This window comes from Rahnella inusitata (assembly GCF_018288855.1).
Taxonomy (GTDB): Bacteria; Pseudomonadota; Gammaproteobacteria; order Enterobacterales; family Enterobacteriaceae; genus Rahnella; species Rahnella inusitata.
Window position 1 is genome coordinate 1,895,821 of sequence record NZ_CP065024.1, and the last position, 24,625, is coordinate 1,920,445.

The window sequence follows — 24,625 nt, forward strand, 5'->3', positions numbered from 1 at the left end:
TTATCTCACCATTTTTCGGCTTAACCATTTTTGAATGCTGACCGGCAGCAGCGAGGCGACCTTCAGTAAGCGGGCAAAAAGTGGCGGGAAGGCAATTTCACTGGCACCGTGCGCCAGCTTTTTACGAATATGTGCCGAGGCCTGATTGACGGTCACCATCATCGGCATCGGGAAGTCATTGCGTGAAGTGAGGGGCGTATCGACAAAGCCCGGCTGGATCAGCGAAACGTGGATGTCCCGCGCTATCAGGTCGACCGACAGCGAACGGGCGAAATACGCCAGCGCCGCTTTGGATGCCCCGTAAGCTTCAGCGCGCGGGAACGGCAGCAAGGAGGCGGTGGAACCGACCAGCGCGACGCGGCTGCCCGCCGCTAAACCCGGCAGCAGGGCATCGAGACAGTTCACCGGCCCCATAAAATTGGTACTAATGACCCGCGCGACTTTTTCAGCCTCAACCACGCCATTATCCAGATACTCACAGGTTCCGGCGCAGAGGATGACTAAATCTGCTGTCACGCCCTGCAATGCCTGACGTGTTTCATCCAGATCCGTAATATCAAAACGCAGCGGAATAATCAGAGGACTGTGCGCGGCCACGGCGTCAAGTTTGGCGGCGTCGCGCCCGCAGGCGGTCACTTCCCAGCCTTCATCGGCGTAATCCTGCGCCAGTTGCTGACCGATACCCGAACTGGCACCGGTAATCAGTACGCGGCGCATTATTTCAACCTGGCTTTAATGGCGCGGACGGCACCGCCGAGCATCGGGACGTGCTCGTAAATCATCGCGCCGAGATCGTAATAATCACGCTGGTAGATGATACGGTTTTCCGCCAGACGTAAATGGCTGGCGCCGTTAAGTGACATCGCGTGGCCTTTTTTCAATGACGGATGGGAATACTCCATCCGCCAGAATAACGATGCTTCATCGCCCTGAACCAGCGCAGGCTGAATATCAAAGCGGCAGTAGTTAACTTTTTTGAGCAGCTGCGCGAAGTAACGCTCCAGCGCGTCGACGCCGTCGTAATGTGATACCGGATCGATAAACACCACGTGCGGATGATAGATGCGCGACAGCTGCGGGAGCAGGCTCATGTCCAGATGACGATAAAAGTCACAGAGTCGTGTCAATACGTCGGCGGGCAGGGGAGGTTCAGGAAAATGTTTAATCATTATTTTTCCTTAAATTTGTGTAACGGGACGATGGTCGGATCATCGAAAGGAACGTCTTCTGCCTCCTCGTGACTACCTGCCTCCGCTGCCAGCAACACCGAGGCGCTGCCAAGCAAAATGATCGTGAGCCCTTGCTCCACCCACTGCGCCATACGTAAACGCTCAATCTGCGTCAGTTTTCCTTCCGCCCAGACATAAATCCGATCGCACAACAGATTTTCTAAATGTGGATCTTCGAGCGGCGCGGGCAGAACTTCCACCTGCATCCCTTCTTCACAACGAACTATCGCTTCCAGCCACAGTTCGGCGGTGTCGATGACGCCCCAGCCCAGCACCACAGCCCGAAGGCCAGGCCGTTTGCGGGCGGCGTTCATGCACATCACCGCGTGCTCAATCACCAGGCCATCGAACAGGCTGCGCAAGGTACGCAGGCGGTGATCGCCGGGGTTAAGGCGCGCACGCAGCGGGCGGAAGACATTATCGACCAGCGCTGCGGCCGGATATTCGCGACCCAGTTCGGTTATCACCTGACGCACTTTCTGATTCTGGCCTTTTTGCAGCGCGGTCAGCAGCCGGTGCTCGGATTCTGACCAGTCGCCGGATAATGCCTCGACTTTGCCTTCGAGCAGCGATTTGACCTGACCGACCGGGATACCGCGTTCTATCCAGCCAAGAATGGTGCGGATGGTGTCGAGATCGTCGTCATTAAACAGCCGGTGGCCGCCTTCTGTGCGCTGCGGTTTAAGCAGGCCGTAACGGCGTTGCCACGCACGGAGCGTGACCGGATTGATACCACAAATGCGAGCAACCTCGCCGATGCTGTAAAGTGACATTCGCTACCCAAATATTCATAAGACTAATGTTAACTCTAGCGTCTTGGCTCAAAGTTGTACAACTTTATTATTTTTGTACAACTTAGCTAATACTAACGGATTACATTATTTTAACTTGCCAGTTTCCCTGATTAGAGATAATTTCCCTGTATTGAGAATTCGGGTAAGGGAACGGGAATGGAAGACGAACAGGACAGCCACGATTTACGGCTGGCAGAACGGCTGGCGGAATTACGCATCGGGCAGGGTTGGTCGCTTGAACAGCTGGCGCAGCGGACCGGCATCAGCCGGGCCACGCTGTCGCGCATCGAACGGGCGGAAACCAGCCCGACCGCGTCGGTACTGGGAAAGCTGAGCGCAACGTATGGCCTGACCACGTCAAGACTGCTGATGGCGCTGGAAGACAATCCGCCGGAGCTGATTCGCGCCGCCCTGCAACCGGTCTGGCATGATCGCGAAACCGGTTTCGAACGTCGCTCGGTATCCGCGCCTGCACCGGGTTTTCGCGCTGAACTGATTTCCGGCCGGTTAAAAGCCGGTGCCACCATTGTTTATGATTCCCCGCCGGTTGTCGGCCTGGAGCAGCACATTTGGATGCTGGAAGGCCTGCTGGATTTCACGCTGGATTCGCGCTCTTATCGGCTCGAACCGGGCGATTGCCTGCGATTTCATCTTCACGGCGCATCCTCCTTTTATGTTCCGGGCCCGGCCGATGCGCGTTATGCGATCGTCATCTCCCGTCCTTAATCTCAGTCAGAAATAAGGTGTAACGCTATGCAAAGCGGCAGTGAAATAGTGATCAGTGAAGTGCAGGGCGGTGTGCTACCGGCAGCCGATCTCGATGCCCTGGCGGAGACGCTGATGCAGTCAGTCGCGCTGGGTGCGAGTATTGGTTTCGTGCTGCCGTTTGGATTTGTGCAGGCGCAGGCGTTCTGGCAAAAGCTGTTGCCCGTTTTCGAGCGCGGAGAACGGCGTTTGCTGGTGGCGCGCCTTGACGGGATTATCGTGGGAACGGTGCAACTGGTGGTCGATCAGCCTGCTAACGGTGAACATCGCGGGGATGTGGTGAAACTGATGGTGCACCCGGATGGCCGCCGTAAAGGCATCGCCCGTCTGTTGATGGAGCGGGTTGAAACGCTGGCGCGCGAAGCAGGCAAAACGCTGCTGGTGCTGGACACGGTCACATGCAGCCCTGCACAGACACTTTATGAAAATCAGGGTTTTACGCTGAGTGGCACGATTCCGCATTACGCGATGTCGACCGGGGGAATTCTGGAGTCAACGAGTGTGATGTATAAGGTATTGATTTGAGTACAGGAGAACGCTGCACCCTGGATGTCTAAGTCGGATCGAAAATATTTCGGTTTCTCACGAACAGCGATCACTTACCTTACTGTGCTGAAACCGCCCAAAGAGTGCCAGGACGGGCCCTCTTTGGAATCTCCACGTCTTTTAAAACATGCACTGTCGCTGGAACGAAGGACGTGTTCTGTAGCTCCCGCGTGTGGCGCAAAACCCTGCGGCAATAACTGTGGCTGCTGAAACAGAGCCGGGATGCATGGCACGTGTTTTGAAGAGTCCGGGATTCTTAAGGGCGGCGGCGATAAGCCGTCCTTAAGGCCGGTTTGGGTGGCAACCCAAGGTTTTGACCTTGAAGTCGATTTTAAAGCCGCTAGTGCAGCAGCTCCTGCCGAAACACCTGAGTGGGATCGCTTCCCTCACTTTTTCTCTTATCCTGCCACAAATTCATCCGCGCTCTCAGTGACCCGTTAAGCTCTTCATGAACCTTTCTGGCCGCCTCCGATTCGGGATTCATTTCCAGTACGAACGCCATAAACTGATCTGCGATGTAGCGGTTTTTCTTCACACCGGTGCCGGTCAGCCAGGCCATGCCCAGCGTGTAGGCGGCTTCGGCGCGATCCGGATGTTCGGCGTTGTGCAAAATCTCCGGCAGCCAGTGTTCGGCAGCCTGACGTTTTTCGGCGTCAGATCCGTTATCCAGCGCGCAGCTGGCGCGCCAGTAGGCGGCGGATAAATGCCCGGCGTCCATCGCGCGCTGATACCACTGCATCGCCTGTTCGTAATCTGGCTCTCCGCCAAGACCTTCACGCAGGGCGTTGGCACAGGTGAACATCGCCGGCACCATCCCGGAGCGCGCGGCGCTCAGCACGCAATCCATCGCATTGCTGTCATTGTGATACTGAGCCGGAACGTCCTGATGCCAGGTATTGCGGTAGAAAAAGTACAGCTCATAACAATGGATGGCGCTGCCGTGGCGGGCCATCTCGGTCATCAGAAAATGCGCAGCGTCCAGATCGTCGTTGATCGCCATATCGTGCGCCAGCGTGACCAGATCTTTAGCGGGTTTTTCGTCGCCGGATTGCTGCATCAGCGACCACGCGTGATCCATCAATCCGCTGCACAACTCCGGTTTTGCCGGTAATCCATATAAACCCGAGTGAAGCGCAGCGGCGGCAAAGGCCACCAGCGTCGGGTTATTGGCCTGACTGAGCGCGCGGGTGAGAAGCTGCGTAAGAACCGGCAAACCTTCTTCATTACCGTTCGCCAGCACCGCGCGGGAGATAAACATCGTGGCGAAATGCCCCGGCATGGCCTGCGCTGAAACGGCAAACAGATCGTGATAAACGGCTAATCCGGCCTGATCGTCATCCTGCCAGTAGGCGATGCAAATACCTGCCAGATCCAGCAAACGGATGCGTGTGTCGGGGTCGAGAGATTGCGAGAGTAAATCAGCCAGACGTTGTTGTAATTCGAGGGCACGCGGCGATTCACGATCGGCAATATCGCCAGACAGCGCATCGCAAAGGGCATTCGCGCGAAACTGATTGCGTTCTTCTTCGCTGAATTCCGCACACAGCGGGCTGTCGATAATCAGCATCTGTTGCTCGTCGCTGCCGCCCCAGAAGGCGGAATGGAACAACAGATAGGATTCCATGGTGCCGACGTCGGCATGACGTACCGACATCGCCATGCGCAGCCAGTGATCCACCGCTTCTTCACCGGCTTTGCGGGTATCGTGCAAAGCGGCGGGCAAGTTTTGCGGCCAGTGCGTGGCGGGTTCAAACCCGAGGGCGTGGAGGTGAGCGACACCAGCCTGCCAGATCTCACTGCCCTGAATCGAAAACTTTTCATGCAAGGGTAATGGGATTTCACCGGCGAACAGGGATTTCAGCCAGTAGGGTTCGCCGAAGCCGCCGCTGAGATTCATCATATGGCGGTAGGCGTGTGTCGGGCGCTGATGCAATTCAATTGCGCGTAAAAAAGCCAGAACGGCGTAGTCGCAGCACAGCTGCGCGCCCAGCCACTGATGATCTTCCACTTCCTGACCGGCCTGCGTCTGGCGGATAAGCCATGCATTTTCATGCCAGACCATACCGAGTAAGACGTGGGCGTGATAACTCTGCGGGCATTGCTGCGCCCAGTCGCTGAGAATTTCCAGCGGATTGAGCGGAGGGGATTCGGTACCGGTAAACAGCGTCGCCGGGTGCATCAGCAGGCCGTAAGCGCTGAGATCGTCAGTCTGGTTCTGCCAGCCACGCATCAGTGACAACAGCCACTCGTCGAGTTTTAGAAAACGGCGGGTTGCCAGCAGCATTCTGGCTTTGGATATGTTGTCGGACTGATCCTGTTGTGGCATGAGTTTCCCTGAGCGGTTATGAAGCCTGAACTGTCGGATAATGAAGGTATAACGTGGCAACGCAGTCTAACGTTGTTGAGTGCGCAGATCAGCGAGATTGCTCTGACTTTGCTTATACTACCGGATCCGTTCCTGAGTGACGAACAAACCCTGCATAATTTATCGGTTAATAATCAGGCTTTATTTCCTTTCTAATTCCGCCATTTAGATATCAGATATTAATAAAATACGGGTGTGAAATAAGGAGAAAGCGTGAATTAATTGTGGAGGAGTAATGTCGATATGTGTAATAACCACTGCGAAGTAATATCACCTGCCGTAATCATATTTTAAAAGCAAAAAAAAACCGACCACAATGGGTCGGCTGTTGTTTCCACAAAACGGGGAATGAGGGTAATTCAATAACAAATAATGATGATAGCGAGATGAAGTATATATTAATGCTGAGGATTTGCTTTATCAGTTAGTGCGGTAACTATTTGAGTTATTTTATTGATTTTAAACGGTATTATATAAAATTAGCTTTGCGTGCTTTATTTTAACATAGATAAATAGAGGTAAATTTACTGTTTTTAAATATCTTGTTACATCTTACTGTATATAGGAAATGTCTTAACTAACTTGGTAGCATTTTCTCTCTGGATTAATAGTAATTATAACCAGAGAATGAATTCGCCATGTCGGGCCAAAAATTAAAAAAGTTTTACCTCAGTAAAAAAGTAAAAAAGATACTTTACATTCAGTGGCACGGCTCGACACCTATCGAGGATAAATAAAATGAAACTCCGTGTTCTCTCGCTCATGATCCCAGCATTAGTGGTGGCGGGCTCAGCAAGTGCGGCAGAAGTCTATAATAAAGATGGCAACAAACTGGACCTTTACGGTCTGGTTGACGGTTTACACTATTTTTCCAACAACGCCGGTTCTGACGGCGATCAGAGCTACATTCGTTTAGGTTTCAAAGGTGAAACGCAGATAACCGACCAACTGACCGGCTATGGACAGTGGGAATATCAGGTTCAGGCCAACCAGGCTGAGAGCTCTGACGACGGCGATCGCGCCTTCACCCGTTATGGGTTTGCCGGTCTGAAATTTGGTGATATGGGCTCATTTGACTATGGTCGTAACAACGGCGTGCTGTACGACGTCGCGGCGTGGACCGACATGCAGCCAGAGTTCGATGGATCCACCTATGGCGCGGACCAGTTCCTCTTCCAGCGTACCAACGGCGTAGCGACCTACCGTAACGATAACTTCTTCGGCATGGTTGATGGCCTGCACTTTGCCCTGCAATATCAGGGTAAAAACGACAGCGGCGGCGGTGAACCGGGTACGCGCGATGTGCTGACGCAGAACGGTGACGGTTACGGGATGTCCCTAAGCTACGATATTGGCGCTGGCGTCAGCGTGGCGGGTGCCTTCTTCAACTCTGACCGTACTGACGAGCAAAACTCTGCACCGGGGATCATGGGCGACGGCAAAAAAGCCGAAGGCTATACCGGTGGCCTGAAATATGACGCCAACAACGTCTATCTGGCCGCAATGTTCACTCAGGCGTACAACGCTTCCCGCTTCGGTTCTACCGATTCAGAAGCTTACGGTTATGCGAATGAGTCGCAGGCATTCGAAGCCTACGCCAGCTATCAGTTCGACTTCGGTCTGCGTCCGTTCGTGGCGTATAACCAGACTCGCGGTAAAGATTTAGGCACAGACCGTTTGGGTAATAACTACCAGGATCAGGATCTGGTTAAATTCGTCGATCTGGGTGCGACCTATTACTTCAACAAAAACATGTCGGCCTACGTTGACTACAAAATCAACCTGATCGACAGCAGCACCTTCACCGACAACGCCGGTATCAATACCGATGACGTGACGGCGGTGGGTCTGGTTTACCAGTTCTAAGCGTGCCTTTCTCAGACACAGAATGCGTTTAGAATTGTGCAGTAAAGAATGAGCAGTAAAAGAGCGCGGCCATCAGTGGCCGCGTTTTTTATGGGCACGATTTGGCGTGAGAACCCCGCTAAACGCCGCTATTGTGTCGGGAGTATTTTCTTCTACAGCCGAGGTCAGTATGTCAATCAAACCGCCGTTACCGCCATTCACCCGCGAAAGCGCCATCGAAAAAATCCGTCTGGCCGAAGATGCGTGGAACAGCCGTGATCCACAGCGGGTCAGTCAGGTTTATTCAGCCGATACCCGCTGGCGCAACCGCAGCGAATTCGTTGAGGGGCAGGAGGCCGTCGTCGCATTTTTACAACGCAAATGGGCGAAAGAACTGGAATACCGGTTGATTAAAGAACTTTGGGCCTTTGACGGCGCGCGGATTGCGGTGCGCTTTGCCTATGAATGGAAAGATGATTCCGGCAACTGGTTCCGCAGCTTTGGTAACGAAAACTGGGAGTTTAACGAACAGGGGCAGATGTTTGCGCGTCACGCCTGTATCAACGATTTACCGATTCAGGAAAGTGAACGCCAGTTCCACTGGCCGCTGGGGCGCAGGCCGGATACGCATCCCGGCCTGAGTGACATGGGGTTCTGACAGCCTCAGGCTGATTTCTGGTGGATCAAATGCAGCGGGGGCGAAACATCGAGTTTGATGTCGGGGTTTTGGCGGAATTCATGGGGCGTAATGTTGAAACGCTTGCGGAACATGTAGGTGAAATGCGACTGCGAGCCGAATCCGAAATCCATCGCAATATCAAAAATCGGTGTTTCACTGCTGCTCAGCTGATAGACAGCGCTCGCCAGACGACGTTCTCTGATGTACTTCCCCAGAGAAATGCCTGTCGATTCCTTGAACAGTTTTTGCATGTGCCAGAGCGAATAGCCTGAGTACTCAGCCAGTTCTTCGAGGTGGATCACGCGGCCAAGGTGGCCTTCGATCCATTTGCTGAGTGCGCTGACGATTGCGAGATGAATGTCTTGAGCCATAACCAGTCTGTATTAATGTCGAATATCGCTATTATACACGACTTCGCTCTGATGGCGTTGCAGGTGTTGCTCAGGAAAGTGGGGAACAAAATGGCCCGCAGAGCAGAACTGCGCGTGCAGCCTGGGGGGCCATGATTTAGCGTAACAGGATCCAGTGAATTAACCGGGCAATGCCATCGTCCAGAAGTACCATTCCGGCGAGAATAAGAACGATCAGAATGATAAAGTTCTTACGCGTTGGCATAAGCTACCTCAGTTACCAGGGGCCACTGCCCTGCATATTCAGTGCAATAACAGCCAGACACACCACAACAAAGACCAGCAAAACGATAAAAAGGCGTTTCATTGTTTTTTATCAGAGCCTGAGCTCTTCCTCCAGCATAGGGAAATCATCTGCAAGTTTCCTGAAACTGAGTTTCAGGAATCAAATCACGCGAACGTTAACCCTATTTTCCCCACAAATCCAGTGAACTTGTGACGCAGATCTACCCTTCAGTCGCCGGACGCCTCACCAGATCGGTCTTCTGCCCGCCGTTTATGATGGTGGTTGGCGGCGTTTCAGGCACCAGCGCGTCAGGGGCGATGTTCATGTGGTTGAGCACTTCACCCATGATTTGTCCGAAGATAGGGCCTGCCACCGAGCCACCGAAGTGTTTACCTGCCTGCGGATTGTTGACCATGACCACCAGCGCCACGCGCGGATTACTCGCCGGTGCGACGCCAGCCGTGTAGTTGATATAACCGCCGTCGTATTTGCCGCTGGCGCCCATTTTTTCTGCGGTACCGGTTTTGATAGCCAGCCGATAACCGGGAACCGCCGCACTCAGGCCAGAGCCGCCGGGCAGGGCGTCACTTTCCATCATGTGAATCACGGTGCGCACTACATCAGCGGACATAATGCGGGTGCCGAGAACCGGAGGCGTCACTTTGGTGATCGACAGTGGGCGATAAATACCTTCAGAACCGATGGTGGCGTATTCGCGGGCGATTTGCAGCGGCGTGACGCGCAGGCCGTAGCCGAAGGAGAACGTGGCGCGTTCGATATCCGCCCAGCGCTCACGGTGCGCCGGGAAGTAACCGCTGCTCTCGCCGCCGATGCCTAAATCTGTGGCTTTGCCTAAACCGAAGGACTGATAGAGCTGCACCAGCACGTTGGCTGGCATCGCCAGCGCGATGTGCGAGACGGCAATATCACTGGATTTCTGCAAAATGCCGGTGATGGTTAACGCAGGCCAGTGGCCGACGTCTCTTATCAGGTGCCCGTTGACGGTGTACGGATGGGTATCGAGTACGGAGTCAGGACGGATCATCTTACGCGCCAGACCGGCCATCACCACCAGCGGTTTCACGGTTGAACCCGGCTCGAAGCTGTCGCTGATGGCGACGTTGCGCATGTCTTTGACCGCCACGCCAGCGTAGTTGTTCGGGTTATAGGACGGGAACGACGCCATGCCTAAAATTTCACCGGTGTTCACATCCACCAGCACCGCTGCGCCAGATTCAGCCTGATTGAGCAACACGCCGGTGCGCAGACGCGAGTACAGTACGTACTGCATAAAGCTGTCGATGCTCAGGTTGATGGTCGGTGGCTGCTGTGGCGCGACTTCTTTCAATACGCCGATGACGTTACCGTGGCGATCCTGACGGTATTCGCGCATGCCCGGTTTACCTTCTAGCAGCGCGTTGAAGCCTTTTTCGATACCGTTCAGACCTTCGTTATCGGTGCCCACCACGCCGACCAGATTGGCCGCCGCTTCGCTCATCGGATAGTAACGGCTGTCGTCATGGATGCTGCTGATGCCACCCAGATGTAACTGACCGATATCATCGGCGATGCCTTCTTCAATTTTTCGGCCCAGGTACACAAAGCGGCGCTGCGGATCGCTGTTGATGGTTTGCTGTAATTGTGACAGCGGCATATTTAGCGCGGAGGCCAGATACTGCCATTTCGGGCTGTTCAGATCGCTGTGCAATTCGAGAATGCGAAAGGGGTCGGCGACAATATCTTTGGAAGCGACGCTTAACGCCAGCGGATGGCCGTTACGGTCGGATATCGTCCCGCGCACGGCGGGAATAACGTTGGAACGCAGCGAGCGCGAGTCGGCTTCTTTTTCCAGCATCGGCTGATTGAGCAGTTGCAAATAGCCCACCCGGCCAAGCAGAAGCGCCATGCAACAGACAATGCCGAGGCAAATCAGCGCAAAGCGCTTGGCGTAAAAATGGGGTTGGGCGCTGGATTTTTTTGAGCTCGGTGGCATGGCGGTTTCGCAAAGTCATTGACGCATTTGAAGCGAAAAGCGAAGGTGCGCGGGAACACTAAAACCGGACAAAATCAATCCAGTGTGTACCCATTATATTGCGACTCATCGCTCTGATTGATAATGAATTTCGTATATCACCAATATCTTATATTAAGCCCAAGCTATGGATTGTTTATTTCAATTGCGCTTTGTAAGCAAGTGCAACCACAACGCCGTTTTTTATTCGACTGACAGCCATTCGTCGGCTTCTTCGAACATTTCCTCTAGCATTTGGTTTAATTGTGAACGTTCCTGCTTGCTGGCACCGTGGGTGTTCAGCCCGTTAGCCTGCATCGGCTTCACTTTCACGTCAGCATCCGGGAACATCCGGTGAACGCGTTTGGCTAGCTCGGCTTCAATTTTTTCACTGGCATTAGGGATGCCGGACACGTTCCGTTTGTCAAAAATCAGTTCAACCCGCATAACTTTCCTCGTTATTATCAATGTTATTAACTGGCTAAATATACAGTAACTGACCGGGGCGCTCTAGCTGTTTTTCACCGGTGGACTGGAATCAGTTTCACCTTTTTGAGCGTAAATTCATGTAATTCGCGGCCCCTGGCTCTTGTGAATGTTTTGTTGCCAGTTAGAATGGCGCGGATATAGATGAGGGAACTGTGAATACACAACGGCGTTCAGCACTGATTTTTTTCTGCCTGGCATGTCTTGTCATACTAACTTGTATGACGCAGCGCATCGCCGGGCTGAACGCGTTGACTGCCATTTTGAAACAGGACGCTGTGACGCAATCGGGTTCACCCGCGCTGAATGAACTGCCTTCTGACCTCTCGTCTATTCCCACCCCCTGCGAACTGGCCAGCAAATCGCTGCTGTCTGTGCCGCCATTACTCTTAGAATTTGCATTTCTGGCGCTGAGCCTGCTGCTGGCCTTTTTGTCACGCGGCAACATGGCGGCCATTCGCTGTCTTCTGCCCGAGGCCGTGCCTGTACCGCGATTGCGGGTACATCTGCGGCTGTGCGTTTTCCGGGAATAAAAATACGTCTGCGTTGTTCAACAGGACGTGATCTTTTATTTTTGGAGAAAATCTATGCGAAGTTTATTCAGGGCGGCGTTCGGCTGCTTTCTGATGCTCTGGCTGAATACCGGGACAGCGGCCGATTCCGGCTGGCTGCAAAGTCCGCAAAATACCCATGCGAAGGTGCGTTTGCAGGCTCAGCCTGCGGACGCTAATGCGCAACACACCCGGCTGCTGCTGTCTGTCAGTCTGGAAAAGGGCTGGAAAACCTACTGGCGATCGCCGGGCGAGGGCGGTATTGCACCCTCGATCAGCTGGCAGAATGTCGCCGTGGGCAAATCAGCCACCTGGTTCTGGCCGACGCCGTCGCGGTTTGATGTCGCCGGTATCACCACCCAGGGCTATCACGACGAAGTGAGTTTGCCGCTGGTGTTCGCTGGTAAAACGCCGGAAACGCTCTCCGGCACGCTGACGTTACCGGTGTGCAGCAACGTCTGCATCCTGACCGATTATCCTTTCAGTCTGGATCTGCGTAAATCCACGGAAAGCGAGGATTTTTCCCGTGAGTTTGCTGTGGCGATGGGCAAGGTACCGATTGCGCAGGGGCTGACGGATAAGGCTTCAGCGGGTTATCGCCGCGGAAGTTTGCAGATTGACGCTCACCGCGCTCAGGGCTGGCAAAAACCTGAACTGTTTATTGATACGCTGGAAGGCAGCGCGTTTGGTAAACCTGTGGTGAAGGTTGAGGGTGAGCAGCTGCGGGTGACGCTGCCGGTGACCGATGAGTGGGGCGATGATGCCGGTGAACTCAGCGGTAAAACCGTCAGTGTCGTGCTGAGCGACAATGGCCTTGCGCAGCAGATGAGCCTGAAGGTCGGCGCACTTCCTGCACAGTCCGCAAAGGGGATCGCGTTGTGGCAGATTGCGCTGATGGCGCTGGCGGGAGGATTTATTCTCAATCTGATGCCGTGCGTGCTACCGGTCCTGGGTATGAAACTTGGTAGCATTTTGCAGGTGGCAGAGCGTGACCGGCAACGCGTCCGCGTACAATTTCTGGCATCTTCCGCCGGAATTATTACCTCGTTCCTCGCGCTGGCTTTGCTGATGACGGTATTACGCCTGACTCATCAGACGCTGGGATGGGGAATTCAGTTTCAGAACCCGTGGTTTATCGGGCTGATGGTGCTGGTCACCGCGCTGTTTACCGCCAATTTGCTTGGCCTGTTTGAAATCAATCTGCCTTCTCGCATGACTACCCGCTTAGCGTCGCAAAAACGCGGCGGATTAGCCGGTCACTTTGCCGAGGGCGCGTTTGCGACCCTGCTGGCGACGCCGTGCTCTGCGCCGTTTCTCGGTACCGCCGTGGCCTTTGCGCTGGCAGCTTCACTGCCGGTGCTGTGGGGCGTCTTCCTGATGTTAGGGGCAGGCATGAGCCTGCCGTGGCTGGTGATTGCGCTGTGGCCGGGTCTGGCGCTGCGTCTGCCGCGCCCTGGCCGCTGGATGCTGCGACTACGGCTGACGCTCGGGTTCCTGATGCTCGCCGCCTGCCTGTGGTTGCTTAGCTTGATGCAAAATCACCTTTCTGTTCAGACGGTTATTATCATCGCCGCCTTATTATTGCTGGCACTGACAGTTGCTTCTGCCCGTCACTACGGTGTGCGCAGCACGGCGGCGGTGACCGGGGGCGGGCTTATTGTCGCGGTGATCATTTTCTTTGGTCTGACTTTCAGCTCAGGCAAGCCATCGGGCCGGGATGAAATTCGCTGGCAACCGTTGTCCGAACAGGCAATTGAGGACGCGCTGGCGCAGAACAAAGTGGTATTTGTGGATGTCACCGCTGACTGGTGTGTCACCTGTAAAGCCAATAAATATAACGTTCTGATGCGTGAAGACGTGCAAAAAGCGCTAACGGAAAATCACGTTGTCGCCCTGCGCGGTGACTGGAGTTTGCCGTCGAGAAACATCACCGAATTTCTGCAAAAACGCGGCAGTGTCGCCGTGCCTTTCAATCAAATTTATGGCCCGTCCCAGCCGGAAGGCGAAATTTTATCGCCACTGCTGACCCGCGAAGCCGTTTTACAAGGGCTGAAAAAAGCCCGCGGAACTGAATAATGAAAATGTTAATGCTGATATTAATGATGGTAATTTCCCCGGCTGTGCTGGCGATGACGCCGGAGGAGACGCTGTTCAACAACCCCGCTACGCCGCACTTTGGCGCGAAAAATCCGCGGCTGACCATTGTGTCGTTTACCGATTATAACTGCCCGTATTGCAAACAGTTCGACCCGCTGCTGGAGCGGGTGGTGAAGGAAAATCCGGACGTATCCGTGGTCATCAAACTGCTGCCGTTTCGCGGGGCCAGTTCGATCATTGCCGGTCGCGCGGCGATGACCGTCTGGGAGCAGCATCCCGAAAAGTTTCAGGCGGTGCATCAGCGTCTTATGTCCAAAAAGGGGCCACATGACGAGGCCAGCGCGGTGGAAGCAGTGAAAAGCGTGGGACTTGCGCCAATCACGGTCACGCCCGCCAGTTATCTTGAACTGAAAACCAATGTGGAAATCGCCGAAGTGCTGGGTATTCAGGGCACACCGGCCACCATTATTGGCGATCAGCTGGTGGCAGGCGCGATCAGCTGGGACGATCTCAATAAACTTGTGAAGGAGCAGCTGGCAAAGGTGAAGCATGACAAAGCTTAAACGCTGGGCGCGTGAGCTGGGCATTCTGGTGCTGATTATTGTGGCCGTAATGTTCGCCATGGATTTCCTGCGCGGACCTCAGGCACCGGCTAATTTCGGCAGTCAGCCATTACAATTACTCGAAGGTCAGAAAATCACTTTGCTTGAACAAAGCCAGCAGCGACCGCTGCTGGTGTACTTCTGGGCAACGTGGTGCGGGGTATGCAAAATGACCACGCCAGACGTGGCGGCGCTGGCAGAAGAGGGTGGTAACGTTCTCTCCGTGGCGCTGCGTTCTGGCGATGAAGTGAAAATCCGGCAGTATCTGGCGGCGAAAAATATCGCGATGCCGGTGGTGAATGACCCGCTCGGCGAGCTTTCCGCTCAGTGGGACATCGGCGTGACGCCGACGTTCGTCATTATTGATAAAGGCAGAGTGGTCAGCACGACCACCGGCTGGACATCGTACTGGGGGATGAAAGCCAGGCTGTGGTGGGCGGGGTTATAATCCACATACTGACAAAACAAAAAGGCCTTCACTGACAGATCGGTGAAGGCCTTTTTTTAACGATGTTCTATATGCAAAAAAATCAGTTGGCGAGGAAGCGTTTCTCGTCGGTCAGCACCTGAAGCAGAAGGCTCAGCTCAGGTTTTTGATCTTTAATGCGCTTACCGTTCTCATCGAACGCACGGTAATCGCCGTCGCTTTCCAGTTCCAGCGTCTGAGTTGGCGTGGTGATGACCAGCGTACCCTCATCGCTGGTGGTGACCCAGTTGTGACGGCGTTTGGCGGCAAACAAATCTTCGCCCTGCGAGTAATCTGCGGGGGAGGTTGTCACGTGGAGCAGGCGTTGCATGAGCGTGGTCATCACATCCGCATGCGCCGTCAGCTTGTCAATATTCTGCGCCGGGGTGCCCGGCCAGTGAATGATCAGCGGAACCTGCATTTGCTGGCGGTTCATTGTGTTGCCTGAACCCCATGTGCCGTTCTCGTTGAATTCAATGCCGTGCGAGGCGGTGATGACCACCACGGTTTTATCCAGTTCTCCGCGCTCTTTCAGCGATTGCAGGATAGTCGTGATTTGCTGATCAACGTTTTGCGCGCCGCGCTGATAACGATGAATAAAGGTGTTGCCCACCGGAACGCTGTCGCCGTTCTGACGCAGCGCGGAACTGATACCGTTGAGATTGACGTAAGAGAACCACGGGCCATTGCCGCGCACGTTCAACCACTGCCTCCACTGGGCTACCGTCTGTTCATCAGTCTGTTTGACCGGTGCGGGCAGCGTAAAGTCGGTCAGCAGTGCCTGACGATACAGCGGATTATCAAAGCCGTCAGAGGCAAACAGACCGAATTCGTAGCCCTGATGTTCCAGAGAAGTGACCAGCGCCGAAGGTTTTCGCGCCGCCAGAATGCCCGGCATATAAGTCGGAGATATACCGTAGAACAGACCAAACTGGCCGGTATCTTCACGGTTGCCGGAACTGAAATGCTGCCCGAAACGGACATTCTCTCTGGCGAATTCTGTCAGCGCAGGCATATCCTGGTTTAGCGTCGACGTGTGAACGCCGTCGAGTACGACCATCAGCAGGTTGTATTTGGTACCGGTGGCGTTGAACGTGATGTTGTTCAGCGGATACTCTACGGCCAGCGCTTCCGGATTCCCTTGCTCAACAAGACGCTTCTGGTACTCCGCAGCATTTAGCAGACCGTGCTTCTCAAGGAATTTACGCGCCGTCATTGGATAAGACAGTGGCAGATTCGAGCGCTGCATGGTGATCGGACGATAAAAATTGGCATCCGCCCAGATATACATCAGGTGCGAAGCAAAGAAGCTGGCGATAAACAGTATGACGATGGGTTTGGCGAAATTGCGGCGGTTCAGGCTGCGCAACTTCTGCCACGCCCAGGTACCAAAGAGCATTTCAAGCAGGAAAATCACCGGCAAGGCGATAAACATCAGCTGCCAGTCGCGCGCCATCTCACCCTGTCCGGGATTGACGACCAGCTCCCACACCACAGGATTAATGTGCAGGTGGAAGCGGGTAAAGACTTCGGTATCAACCAGCAGGAGCGTGAGCCCGGCGGTTGCCAGTATCGCTGAAAGGAATCGCAACAAACGTTGCGACATCACCACAAAGGTCAGTGGGAAGATGATCAGCAGATAGGCGGAGAAACCGATAAAACTGAAATGCCCAAGCCAGCTGACGAACGCGTAAATGCGACCTTGCAGCGAGGAAGGCCAGTCAGAAACAAACAGGTAGCGGCTGCCTAGCCCAAGAATGAGCAGGATATTAAACAGGGCGAACCAGTGGCCCCAGCTGATCATCTGGGAAACTTTTTCGCGATAGCGCTGACTATTTGTCACCATGAGAGGGTTTGGGCAAGTAAAGGATTAATGGGCTTTATCTTCTCTTATCGACGCTTGCAGAGCACTGGCGAAAGACTGAGATAACGCTTTGCGCTGTGCAGGAGCGACGCTGGTATTGATAAGGTTAGTCACCATATTGCCCAGAACCATCAAAGAAAGATCGGTTGGGGCGCGGTGCTTTTCCAGAACAGTTGCCAGCTCGGAAAGGAGTTGTTCAACGTGTTCGTCACTGTAACGGGATGATTGTGCCATAGAGTAATGTGCTTCTTGATCTGACAAAGTCCAATATCTTAACGTAACGCGCCCCCATTTTCCGCATTTTTATAACGAAGATAACGTTGCGTTATTGATCGCATCTATTAATCGGTATTTCCGCAGTGGGAGTGGTTGCGGCTTTGGCGCTTCAGTGTTTGAATACGCCCCGCAGGCAAACCCCTCTTACACGGCTGCATTTCAAACAGGAGAAAGTCCCCATGAGTCTGGATATCGAGCAGATCGCTCTGCACCAGTTGAACAAGCGCGATGAGCAAACGCTGGATGTTGTACTGCGCGATACGCTTTTGACGCCTAATGCTGCCGTTGACGAAATGATGGCTGAACTGCACCGCGTTTATAGCGCAAAAAGCAAAGCCTATGGTCTGTTCAACGAAGACAGCGAGCTGAAAGAGGCGTTACGCAGCTGCCGCAAAGGGGACGATGATTTCCTGTCATTCAGCCGCGCCGCCACCGGCCGCCTGCGTGATGAGCTGGCGAAGTATCCGTTCGCCGAAGGCGGCGTGGTGCTGTTCTGCCATTATCGCTTCTTAGCCGTTGAATATTTGCTGGTGGCAGTGCTCAGCAGCCGCAGCAGTATGCGCGTCAACGAACAGCTGGACGTCAGCAGCATTCATTATCTCGACATCAACCATGCGGATATCGTGGCGCGTATCGATTTGACCGAATGGGAAACCAATCCGGAATCCACCCGCTATCTGACCTTCCTGAAAGGCCGGGTAGGGCGCAAGGTCTCTGATTTCTTCATGGATTTCCTTGGCGCCGGGGTCGGGCTTGACACCAAAGCGCAGAACCGTGGCTTATTGCAGGCGGTCGATGATTTCTGTACCGAAGCGCAGCTCGATAAAAACGAGCGTCAGAATTACCGTCAGCAGGTTTATACCTATTGCAACGAGCAGTTGCAGGCGGGCGAAGAGATCGCGCTGGATGATTTGTCTGAAGAACTGCCGCCGTGGAATGACAAGAAATTCAAAGAATTTACCCAGGAGCAGGGCTATCAGCTGGAAGAAACTTTCCCGGCAGATCGCAGTACGCTGCGTCAGCTGACCAAATTCGCTGGCAGCGGCGGCGGTCTTACCATCAACTTTGATGCGATGCTGATGGGCGAGCGTATTTTCTGGGATCCGGCGACCGACACGCTGACCATCAAAGGCACACCGCCAAATCTGCGGGATCAGTTGCAGCGAAAATCCGGCAAATAAATAATGAGAAAATAGCCAGGTCGACTCCCTCCTCTGCGAAGGGGAGGAGCACAGCGCGAACCTGGATCGCAGCCAATAAAAAACACCGCCTGGGCGGTGTTTTTTATTTGTTCTCGCACGGCGTCCCGATGCGCAACAACCCGATCAGCGATTAAACGCGAACGAAGTCGATGTGAGCCAGTTTTGGCTTGAACGGGTGACGCTGTACAGCCTGAACTTTAACCAGGGTATCTTTACCGTCGATAACCAAAGTAATAGTTTCAGAGTAGAACTCCGCTTTAACTTCCATGTTCTTTACAGAATCATGGTCCAGTTTGATGGAAACTGGAGCAGCTGAGCCACCGTAAACGATAGCTGGGAATTTGTTTTCTGTACGCAGGCGGCGGCTCGCACCTTTGCCCTGCTCTGCTTCTGGACGTAATTCAACATTGATAGTGAACATTGTATGTTTCTCTATAAGAAATACTTCTTTATAAATTTGCCCCGCCACCTGCGACCGAGTGACGAGTTGAGTATTGCTGCTTCCACACATGGCGAAAGCGGGCGGTATGATACCGGAATACCCGTGGGACTAAAAGTCCTATCTGGATATTATCCGCGCAGCTCGTTGGCACGCCGGTATCGCCCCTCGTAATCAAACATCTTTTCCCGCACCTGCCAGAACTGACCTTTCATACGCGCGACCACAAAATCCGGGTGCCGCAACAAAACCTGCTGCGCGACGATATCCGCCGCGGTGTTCCATTCGAGCGGTACGCCCGGCGCTCGCTGATGCGGACGCAGGAAATTATGCAAAAAAGCCATTCGCTGGGCGGGCGTGCTGAGCCGGTAACGTTCGGAGACGTCTGCGCCATCCTCATCGTAATAGGTGATTTTCAGCCATTCGCCTTTATCATCGCGCCCGTGTTCAAGATTCATGCCGCCGCAGCGTAGTACCAGTGCATCCTTCAGGCGCAGTGCGGCTTTGAGCATATCGTCAGGATCGACCAGAATTTCCTGACACTGATGGCAGCGGCGCGCGGCGATGTCGTTCTCTGCGCCGCAGTGCGGGCAGCTTTTGAAGCGAAAGCGGAAATCACACTGCTCGCGGTTGCCGTCGTCATCTTCCAGCACACCCTGACAGCGGCGGCCAAAATGCTCGATAATCGTGCCGTCTTCAGTGGTTTTCCCCCAAAAGATATTGGCGAAGCCGCAGGCCGGGCAGAACACCTGCACCGGTTTGTTATCGCCCGCAGGCTTATGGCTGCCGACTTCCGGTGTAAAGAGGTCATGCGGATTTCCGGCGTAATCGAGGATCAGACAGTCAGTTTTTCCCGGCGCGAGACGCAGCCCGCGTCCGACAATTTGCTGGTACAGGCTGACGGATTCGGTTGGCCGCAAAATGGCTATCAGGTCGACGTGCGGCGCATCGAAGCCGGTGGTCAGCACTGAAACGTTGACCAGATAGCGTAACTGCTGCTGTTTAAAGGCGGTGATCAGCCGGTCACGCTCGACCGCATGGGTTTGTGCGCTGATAAGCGCCGCTTCGCCTTTTGGCAGCAAACCGAAAATCTCCCCTGCGTGTTCGACGGTGGAGGCAAAGATCATGACGCCTTTGCGATCCTGCGAGAATTCGACAATCTGGCTGATGATGTGCGGCGTGATGCGTTTTTGCTGGCGCAGTTCGTTGTTGAGATCCGCTTCACTGAACAGCCCGTTGCTGTTGGCTTGTAAACGGCTGAAATCGTAGCTGACCACCGGCATGTCCAGCCGTTCCGGCGGCACCAGAAAGCCATTTTTGATCATGTAACGCAGCGGGAGTTCATAAATACAGTCGCGGAACAGGCTGTTGGCGTCGCCGCGCACAATGCCCTGATGGTGATACTGATAAATCCAGCCTTTGCCGAGACGATAGGGCGTGGCCGTCAGCCCGAGCAGCCGCAGGCGCGGATTCTGCGCTTTCAGGTGGGTGATGATTTGCTGGTACTGGCTGGTATCGTCGTCGGAAATCCGGTGGCATTCATCGACAATCAGCAGGGAAAACTCGCCGCTGAACGCCGCCAGATTGGGGGCGACGGACTGCACGCTACCAAACACCACTTTGCCGCTGCTTTGTTTAAGATTCAGCCCGGCGGCAAAGATGTCCGCCTCCAGACCGTAGGAAAGATATTTGCTGTGATTTTGCGCGACCAGTTCTTTGACGTGCGCCAGCACCAGCACGCGGCCACGCGCCACGCGGGCCAGTTCGGCAATCACCAGACTTTTTCCGGCGCCTGTGGGCAGCACAATCACCGCCGGTTCATCGTGCTGACGGAAATGACGCAGCGTGGCATCCACGGCATCTTGCTGATAGGGGCGGAGTGTAAAAGCAGTCACGGTTTACCAGTCACCTTTTGGTTTTTTCCTGTAAATAACCACAGTGGTGAAGTATGCCAAGAAATCCGCCGGATGGCGATGAGCAATCAAATCACCCGACGTGAATGTTTAGCCTGCTTATTTTTATGTTTTCCTTCTAGGATGCTCCGCTAAGCGCGGCTATACTCTCTGTCTCAATGCGGCAGTGCGTCTGCCCCCTCGAAGTAATAATCACGTTTTGCAGTTATTGCGAATTGAAAGTATTACGAACCGAACAACCCTGAACCCTGTCAGTTGCTTAAATGCGGCGGCGGGGTCTTGTGTTTTATCAGTAACGCGGTCACTCAGATCGCCATGTAAGGCAAGCCGATCCAATGCGTCTGGACAAGTTTCTATCTCAGCAATTAGGTGTAAGCCGCGCGCTCGTGCTGCGCGAGCTTCGCAATAAACGTGTCACCGTTGACGGTGACATCGTCAAAACCGGCGCGATGAAAATCAGCCCCGAGCAGGTCGTCGCCTTCGACGGCAATGTGCTGGATCAAATCACCGGTCCACGTTATTTCATGCTCAACAAACCGCAGGGCTACGTATGTTCTACGGACGATCCCGATCATCCGACCGTGCTGTATTTTCTCGAAGAGCCAGTAGCGTACAAACTGCATGCGGCAGGACGCCTGGATATCGACACCACTGGTCTGGTGTTGATGACCGACGACGGCCAGTGGTCGCACCGTGTTACCTCGCCTCGCCATCAGTGCGAAAAAACCTATCTGGTGACGCTCGAGAATCCGCTGGCTGACGACACCGCCGCGCAGTTCGAAGCGGGCGTGCAACTGCACAACGAAGATTCCCTGACCAAACCGGCGCAGCTCGAGCAAATCGATGAGCGTGTTGTGCGACTGACCATCAGCGAAGGCCGTTACCATCAGGTGAAACGCATGTTTGCTGCGGTGGGCAACCACGTGGTGGCGCTGCATCGTGAGCGTATCGGCGAGATCGTGATGGATGAAGATTTAGAGCCGGGTCAGTATCGTCGTTTAACTGAGCAGGAAATTGCCAGCGTTGGCATGCCTGGGCGATAGTTTTACTTTGTCTTATTAATTGGGTGGTGAACGTGCAGGAAAAACCGGTATCCCATATTGGATTGATTTTCATTCTGGGATTGATATCGATGCTGATGCCTTTAGCTATCGATATGTATCTGCCAAGTATGCCCGTGATCGCGCAGGAATATGGTGTTCCGGCGGGCAGTGTGCAAATGACCCTCAGCGCGTACGTGCTGGGTTTTGCGATAGGGCAGCTGTTTTACGGGCCGATGGCGGACAGCCTCGGACGTAAGCCGGTCATTTTCTGGGGCGTAATGATCTTTGCGGTAGCGGCCGGTGCCTGTGCGATGGCGCAGTCGGTCGAGCAACTGGTCTGGATGCGCTTCCTGCACGGGTTAGCCGCAGCGGCTGCCAGCGTGGTGATCAACGCGCTGATGCGCGATATGTTCACCAAAGACGAGTTCTCGCGAATGATGTCTTTCGTGGTGCTGGTGATGACCGTCGCGCCGTTGCTCGCTCCAATGCTGGGCGGCGTGCTGATGGTGCTGTTTAGCTGGCACGCGATTTTCTGGGCGATGGCCATTGCCGCCCTGATTGCCGCTACGTTGGTGGCGGTATACATCAAAGAAACGTTGCCCAAAGAGCGAAGACAAAAATTCCATCTGCGCACCAGTATCGGCAACTTCGTGTCGCTGTTTCGCCATAAGCGCGTGCTGAGTTATATGCTGGCGAGTGGTTTCTCGTTCGCCGGGATGTTCTCCTTCCTCAGCGCCGGTCCGTTCGTGTATATCGAACTTAACGGTGTTTCGCCGCAGCACTTCGGCTTTTACTTTGCGCTGAACATCGTGGCGCTGGTTATCCTGACTATCATAAACAGCCGCAACGTCCGCCGCGCGGGCGCGGTGAAAATGTTCCGCTTCGGCCTGTTCGTACAGCTGGTGATGGGCATCTGGCTGGTGGTGGTCTGTCTGCTCGGGTTACCGTTCTGGGCGATGGTGATGGGCGTGGCAGGTTACGTCGGCGTAATTGCGATGGTGACGTCCAATGCGATGGCAGTGATCATGGATGATTTCCCGCATATGGCAGGCACCGCAGCGTCGCTGGCGGGAACGATTCGTTTCGGTACCGGCGCGGCGATCGGTTCAATCCTCTCGTTGTTTACCGCGAAAAGCGCCTGGCCTATGGTGGGCTCGATGGCGTTTTGCGTGATTGCGGCCACCTTGCTGTATCTGTATGCCAGCCGTCCGGCGAAAGTGGCGGTTAACTGAGCCCGTACAGCCCCTCCCTGCGAAGGGGAGGGGCGTTAATTCAGATTTTGCCTGCTCAGCCCCCTCCCGACCTCTCCCATCGCAGAGGGATGCGTTAATAGTTAACCCACTATCTCCGCTTTAACTCCCTGAACCCTGCGTGCCGCTTTGGCTCTGGCATATTCATCGGCCATCGCTTTGGCTTTAGCGCCGGGGATCAGCGCCATATCACACTCTTTCGGCAGTAGCGTGGTGACCGCAGCTGCAATCAGCAGCGAGGCGACCAGGGCGTAAATCGCCGTGCTCTGACCGTACAGACTGACCAGCACGCCGACCAGATATGGGCCGCAGAAACCGCCCAGATTTCCCAGACCGTTAATCACACCGCGCGCACTGCCGGCCACTTCCGGCGTGGTGACTTTGCCCGGAATGGTCCAGAAGGCGCTGGTGGCGGCCTGCAGGAAGAAACCGGCACCGACCAGGAAACCGTAGGCCGCCATGATGTTGTGGCCAAAAGCCACCGACGCCGCCAGACAGGCCGCGAATCCACACAGCGGCAGGGCGATGAACATGCGGCGTTTACCGGTTTTATCGGACAACACCGACATCGCCAGGATCCCCAGCATCGTGCCCACGTAAGGAATGATGGCCAGCATGCCAACTGAACTCATGTCGCCGCCGGTCAGGTTTTTCAGGATGGTGGGCAGCCACAGCGTGTAGCCGTAAATCCCGGTCTGATAGAAGAAGTTAATGATGATCAGTTTGACGATAGAACCGTTGCGAAATACCTCTTTCAACGGCGCATTATTCACCGGCGCCAGTGCGCGCAGGGCGTCGCGTTCGCGGTTCAGCTCCGTCACCAGATAATCGCGTTCGCGTTCAGACAGCCATTTGGCCTCTTCAGGACGATCGCTGATGGTGAACCACCAGAACAGCATCACTACAAAGGACAATGCTCCTTCGATGATGAATAACCAGCGCCAGTCGAGCGTGTCCAGAATCAGGCCAGACAGCGGAGCCGTGATCATCCCGCCCAGCGGTGCGAACATCAGTACATAGGCATTGGCGCGGCCACGTTCTTTGTCCGGGAACCAGTTGCTGACCATGGTCAGCACCACCGGCAGCATCCCGCCTTCCGCCACCCCCAGCGCAAAGCGCAGGAACAGCAGCTGGTACTGGTTAGTGATAAAGCCGGTGAGGATGGAAATGATTGCCCAGGCAATCAGCGAGCAGGCGATAAATTTGCGACCGCTACCGTGAACGGCGAGGCTGCCGCCGGGGACTTGCAGGAATAAATAACCGATAAAGAAAATACCCGCAGCCAGTCCGGCCATCGAGGCGGTAATGCCTAATTCGGCATCCATTCCGCCGGGCATGGCGAAACTAATATTCACCCTGTCCATGAACGAAATAATGCAGGCGATAAGAATGGGAGCAATGACGCGTAACCAGCGGGCCTTAGGAATCTTATTATTCATATTCTTTCCTCTGTGTACTTGTATCCGGCGATGACCTAATAAAAGCATTTTGAGGAAAGTATTTCGTGACATGAGTCACGTTGAATTATGTTAAGAAAAGGTGTTACCCGTAACGTGATCCTGCGCC

Annotated in this window: 23 protein-coding genes; 11 read left to right on the plus strand and 12 right to left on the minus strand. The window is 54.4% G+C overall.

What is annotated here, in order from left to right; genetic code table 11:
- From I2123_RS08850 to I2123_RS08860, 3 genes are read right to left on the minus strand one after another with little or no spacing between them, the layout of a single operon-like run.
- Positions 1–717, minus strand: coding sequence for an SDR family NAD(P)-dependent oxidoreductase (locus I2123_RS08850; RefSeq protein WP_112167078.1), 717 nt, complete (start codon positions 715–717; stop codon positions 1–3).
- Positions 717–1,169 (minus strand): nuclear transport factor 2 family protein, encoded by a 453-nt coding sequence (locus tag I2123_RS08855; protein ID WP_112167080.1) that lies wholly within the window; start codon positions 1,167–1,169, stop codon positions 717–719. Before I2123_RS08855 ends, I2123_RS08850 begins: the two co-directional genes overlap by 1 nt.
- A complete protein-coding gene (locus I2123_RS08860; protein WP_112167082.1) occupies positions 1,169–2,002 on the minus strand; it encodes a MerR family transcriptional regulator in 834 nt (277 codons plus the stop codon). The genes I2123_RS08855 and I2123_RS08860 overlap by 1 nt, the downstream gene beginning before the upstream one ends.
- 177 nt (positions 2,003–2,179) lie before the next feature.
- Between I2123_RS08860 and I2123_RS08865 the strand changes: the two genes are divergently transcribed.
- On the plus strand, positions 2,180–2,749 hold the full coding sequence (locus I2123_RS08865) for a helix-turn-helix domain-containing protein (protein WP_213052235.1): 570 nt from the start codon (positions 2,180–2,182) through the stop codon (positions 2,747–2,749).
- Between the two features lie 27 nt (positions 2,750–2,776).
- Positions 2,777–3,313, plus strand: a complete 537-nt coding sequence (locus I2123_RS08870) for a GNAT family N-acetyltransferase (protein WP_213052236.1) — start codon at positions 2,777–2,779, stop codon at positions 3,311–3,313.
- A 361-nt stretch (positions 3,314–3,674) separates the two neighbouring features.
- Here I2123_RS08870 and I2123_RS08875 read toward each other — a convergent pair whose 3' ends face one another.
- Complete coding sequence (locus tag I2123_RS08875) at positions 3,675–5,660, minus strand: DUF4034 domain-containing protein (protein WP_213052237.1); 1,986 nt, start codon at positions 5,658–5,660, stop codon at positions 3,675–3,677.
- A 777-nt stretch (positions 5,661–6,437) separates the two neighbouring features.
- On the opposite strand from I2123_RS08875, the gene ompC reads away from it, so the two are divergent.
- Both ompC and I2123_RS08885 read left to right on the plus strand, forming a co-directional pair.
- Positions 6,438–7,565: a porin OmpC gene (ompC, locus tag I2123_RS08880; RefSeq protein WP_112167089.1), complete on the plus strand. Its 1,128-nt coding sequence runs from the start codon at positions 6,438–6,440 to the stop codon at positions 7,563–7,565.
- A gap of 169 nt (positions 7,566–7,734) precedes the next feature.
- Positions 7,735–8,202 (plus strand): nuclear transport factor 2 family protein, encoded by a 468-nt coding sequence (locus I2123_RS08885; RefSeq protein ID WP_112167091.1) that lies wholly within the window; start codon positions 7,735–7,737, stop codon positions 8,200–8,202.
- Between the two features lie 5 nt (positions 8,203–8,207).
- Here I2123_RS08885 and I2123_RS08890 read toward each other — a convergent pair whose 3' ends face one another.
- From I2123_RS08890 to I2123_RS08900, 3 genes are all read right to left on the minus strand, one after another.
- Positions 8,208–8,594, minus strand: coding sequence for a helix-turn-helix domain-containing protein (locus tag I2123_RS08890; RefSeq protein ID WP_056778417.1), 387 nt, complete (start codon positions 8,592–8,594; stop codon positions 8,208–8,210).
- Positions 8,595–9,079: 485 nt separating this feature from the next.
- Positions 9,080–10,852 (minus strand): penicillin-binding transpeptidase domain-containing protein, encoded by a 1,773-nt coding sequence (locus tag I2123_RS08895; protein ID WP_112167092.1) that lies wholly within the window; start codon positions 10,850–10,852, stop codon positions 9,080–9,082.
- Positions 10,853–11,074: 222 nt separating this feature from the next.
- Entirely contained in the window at positions 11,075–11,317 is a 243-nt protein-coding gene (locus I2123_RS08900; protein ID WP_112167099.1) for a DinI family protein, read from the minus strand.
- Positions 11,318–11,577: 260 nt separating this feature from the next.
- On the opposite strand from I2123_RS08900, the gene I2123_RS08905 reads away from it, so the two are divergent.
- The 4 genes from I2123_RS08905 to I2123_RS08920 are packed head-to-tail and all read left to right on the plus strand — an operon-like array spanning position 11,578 to position 15,054.
- Complete coding sequence (locus tag I2123_RS08905; RefSeq protein WP_244207706.1) at positions 11,578–11,889, plus strand: copper resistance protein; 312 nt, start codon at positions 11,578–11,580, stop codon at positions 11,887–11,889.
- 54 nt (positions 11,890–11,943) lie between these two features.
- Complete coding sequence (locus I2123_RS08910) at positions 11,944–13,983, plus strand: protein-disulfide reductase DsbD family protein (protein ID WP_213052238.1); 2,040 nt, start codon at positions 11,944–11,946, stop codon at positions 13,981–13,983.
- Complete coding sequence (locus I2123_RS08915) at positions 13,983–14,567, plus strand: DsbA family protein (RefSeq protein ID WP_112167105.1); 585 nt, start codon at positions 13,983–13,985, stop codon at positions 14,565–14,567. Before I2123_RS08910 ends, I2123_RS08915 begins: the two co-directional genes overlap by 1 nt.
- Positions 14,554–15,054, plus strand: a complete 501-nt coding sequence (locus I2123_RS08920; protein WP_213052239.1) for a protein disulfide oxidoreductase — start codon at positions 14,554–14,556, stop codon at positions 15,052–15,054. Before I2123_RS08915 ends, I2123_RS08920 begins: the two co-directional genes overlap by 14 nt.
- An 82-nt stretch (positions 15,055–15,136) precedes the next feature.
- On the opposite strand, the gene yejM is transcribed toward I2123_RS08920, so the two are convergent.
- The gene (gene yejM / locus I2123_RS08925; protein ID WP_213052240.1) at positions 15,137–16,918 is read right to left on the minus strand and encodes an LPS biosynthesis-modulating metalloenzyme YejM; all 1,782 of its coding nucleotides are present in this window, start codon (positions 16,916–16,918) and stop codon (positions 15,137–15,139) included.
- Positions 16,919–16,942: 24 nt separating this feature from the next.
- Positions 16,943–17,170, minus strand: coding sequence for a YejL family protein (locus I2123_RS08930; protein WP_112167111.1), 228 nt, complete (start codon positions 17,168–17,170; stop codon positions 16,943–16,945).
- A gap of 221 nt (positions 17,171–17,391) precedes the next feature.
- On the opposite strand from I2123_RS08930, the gene yejK reads away from it, so the two are divergent.
- The gene (gene yejK / locus I2123_RS08935) at positions 17,392–18,393 is read left to right on the plus strand and encodes a nucleoid-associated protein YejK (RefSeq protein ID WP_112167113.1); all 1,002 of its coding nucleotides are present in this window, start codon (positions 17,392–17,394) and stop codon (positions 18,391–18,393) included.
- Between the two features lie 151 nt (positions 18,394–18,544).
- Here the strand turns inward: yejK and rplY are convergent, their stop codons facing one another.
- Complete coding sequence (gene rplY / locus I2123_RS08940; protein WP_112167115.1) at positions 18,545–18,835, minus strand: 50S ribosomal protein L25; 291 nt, start codon at positions 18,833–18,835, stop codon at positions 18,545–18,547.
- Positions 18,836–18,984: 149 nt separating this feature from the next.
- On the minus strand, positions 18,985–20,748 hold the full coding sequence (radD, locus tag I2123_RS08945) for a DNA repair helicase RadD (protein WP_213052241.1): 1,764 nt from the start codon (positions 20,746–20,748) through the stop codon (positions 18,985–18,987).
- A gap of 353 nt (positions 20,749–21,101) precedes the next feature.
- On the opposite strand from radD, the gene rsuA reads away from it, so the two are divergent.
- Entirely contained in the window at positions 21,102–21,809 is a 708-nt protein-coding gene (rsuA, locus tag I2123_RS08950; RefSeq protein WP_112167118.1) for a 16S rRNA pseudouridine(516) synthase RsuA, read from the plus strand.
- Between the two features lie 32 nt (positions 21,810–21,841).
- Positions 21,842–23,041 (plus strand): Bcr/CflA family multidrug efflux MFS transporter, encoded by a 1,200-nt coding sequence (locus I2123_RS08955; RefSeq protein WP_213052242.1) that lies wholly within the window; start codon positions 21,842–21,844, stop codon positions 23,039–23,041.
- 101 nt (positions 23,042–23,142) lie between these two features.
- Here I2123_RS08955 and I2123_RS08960 read toward each other — a convergent pair whose 3' ends face one another.
- Positions 23,143–24,498: an MFS transporter gene (locus I2123_RS08960; protein ID WP_112167120.1), complete on the minus strand. Its 1,356-nt coding sequence runs from the start codon at positions 24,496–24,498 to the stop codon at positions 23,143–23,145.
- Positions 24,499–24,625: the final 127 nt, after the last annotated feature.

Excerpts from the sequence above, each read along its gene's own strand:
- I2123_RS08850 (WP_112167078.1), bottom strand. The coding sequence starts at position 717 with ATGCGCCGCGTACTGATTACCGGTGCCAGTTCGGGTATCGGTCAGCAA.
- I2123_RS08855 (WP_112167080.1), bottom strand. The coding sequence starts at position 1,169 with ATGATTAAACATTTTCCTGAACCTCCCCTGCCCGCCGACGTATTGACA.
- I2123_RS08860 (WP_112167082.1), bottom strand. The coding sequence starts at position 2,002 with ATGTCACTTTACAGCATCGGCGAGGTTGCTCGCATTTGTGGTATCAAT.
- I2123_RS08865 (WP_213052235.1), top strand. The coding sequence starts at position 2,180 with ATGGAAGACGAACAGGACAGCCACGATTTACGGCTGGCAGAACGGCTG.
- I2123_RS08870 (WP_213052236.1), top strand. The coding sequence starts at position 2,777 with ATGCAAAGCGGCAGTGAAATAGTGATCAGTGAAGTGCAGGGCGGTGTG.
- I2123_RS08875 (WP_213052237.1), bottom strand. The coding sequence starts at position 5,660 with ATGCCACAACAGGATCAGTCCGACAACATATCCAAAGCCAGAATGCTG.
- ompC (WP_112167089.1), top strand. The coding sequence starts at position 6,438 with ATGAAACTCCGTGTTCTCTCGCTCATGATCCCAGCATTAGTGGTGGCG.
- I2123_RS08885 (WP_112167091.1), top strand. The coding sequence starts at position 7,735 with ATGTCAATCAAACCGCCGTTACCGCCATTCACCCGCGAAAGCGCCATC.
- I2123_RS08890 (WP_056778417.1), bottom strand. The coding sequence starts at position 8,594 with ATGGCTCAAGACATTCATCTCGCAATCGTCAGCGCACTCAGCAAATGG.
- I2123_RS08895 (WP_112167092.1), bottom strand. The coding sequence starts at position 10,852 with ATGCCACCGAGCTCAAAAAAATCCAGCGCCCAACCCCATTTTTACGCC.
- I2123_RS08900 (WP_112167099.1), bottom strand. The coding sequence starts at position 11,317 with ATGCGGGTTGAACTGATTTTTGACAAACGGAACGTGTCCGGCATCCCT.
- I2123_RS08905 (WP_244207706.1), top strand. The coding sequence starts at position 11,578 with ATGACGCAGCGCATCGCCGGGCTGAACGCGTTGACTGCCATTTTGAAA.
- I2123_RS08910 (WP_213052238.1), top strand. The coding sequence starts at position 11,944 with ATGCGAAGTTTATTCAGGGCGGCGTTCGGCTGCTTTCTGATGCTCTGG.
- I2123_RS08915 (WP_112167105.1), top strand. The coding sequence starts at position 13,983 with ATGAAAATGTTAATGCTGATATTAATGATGGTAATTTCCCCGGCTGTG.
- I2123_RS08920 (WP_213052239.1), top strand. The coding sequence starts at position 14,554 with ATGACAAAGCTTAAACGCTGGGCGCGTGAGCTGGGCATTCTGGTGCTG.
- yejM (WP_213052240.1), bottom strand. The coding sequence starts at position 16,918 with ATGGTGACAAATAGTCAGCGCTATCGCGAAAAAGTTTCCCAGATGATC.
- I2123_RS08930 (WP_112167111.1), bottom strand. The coding sequence starts at position 17,170 with ATGGCACAATCATCCCGTTACAGTGACGAACACGTTGAACAACTCCTT.
- yejK (WP_112167113.1), top strand. The coding sequence starts at position 17,392 with ATGAGTCTGGATATCGAGCAGATCGCTCTGCACCAGTTGAACAAGCGC.
- rplY (WP_112167115.1), bottom strand. The coding sequence starts at position 18,835 with ATGTTCACTATCAATGTTGAATTACGTCCAGAAGCAGAGCAGGGCAAA.
- rsuA (WP_112167118.1), top strand. The coding sequence starts at position 21,102 with ATGCGTCTGGACAAGTTTCTATCTCAGCAATTAGGTGTAAGCCGCGCG.
- I2123_RS08960 (WP_112167120.1), bottom strand. The coding sequence starts at position 24,498 with ATGAATAATAAGATTCCTAAGGCCCGCTGGTTACGCGTCATTGCTCCC.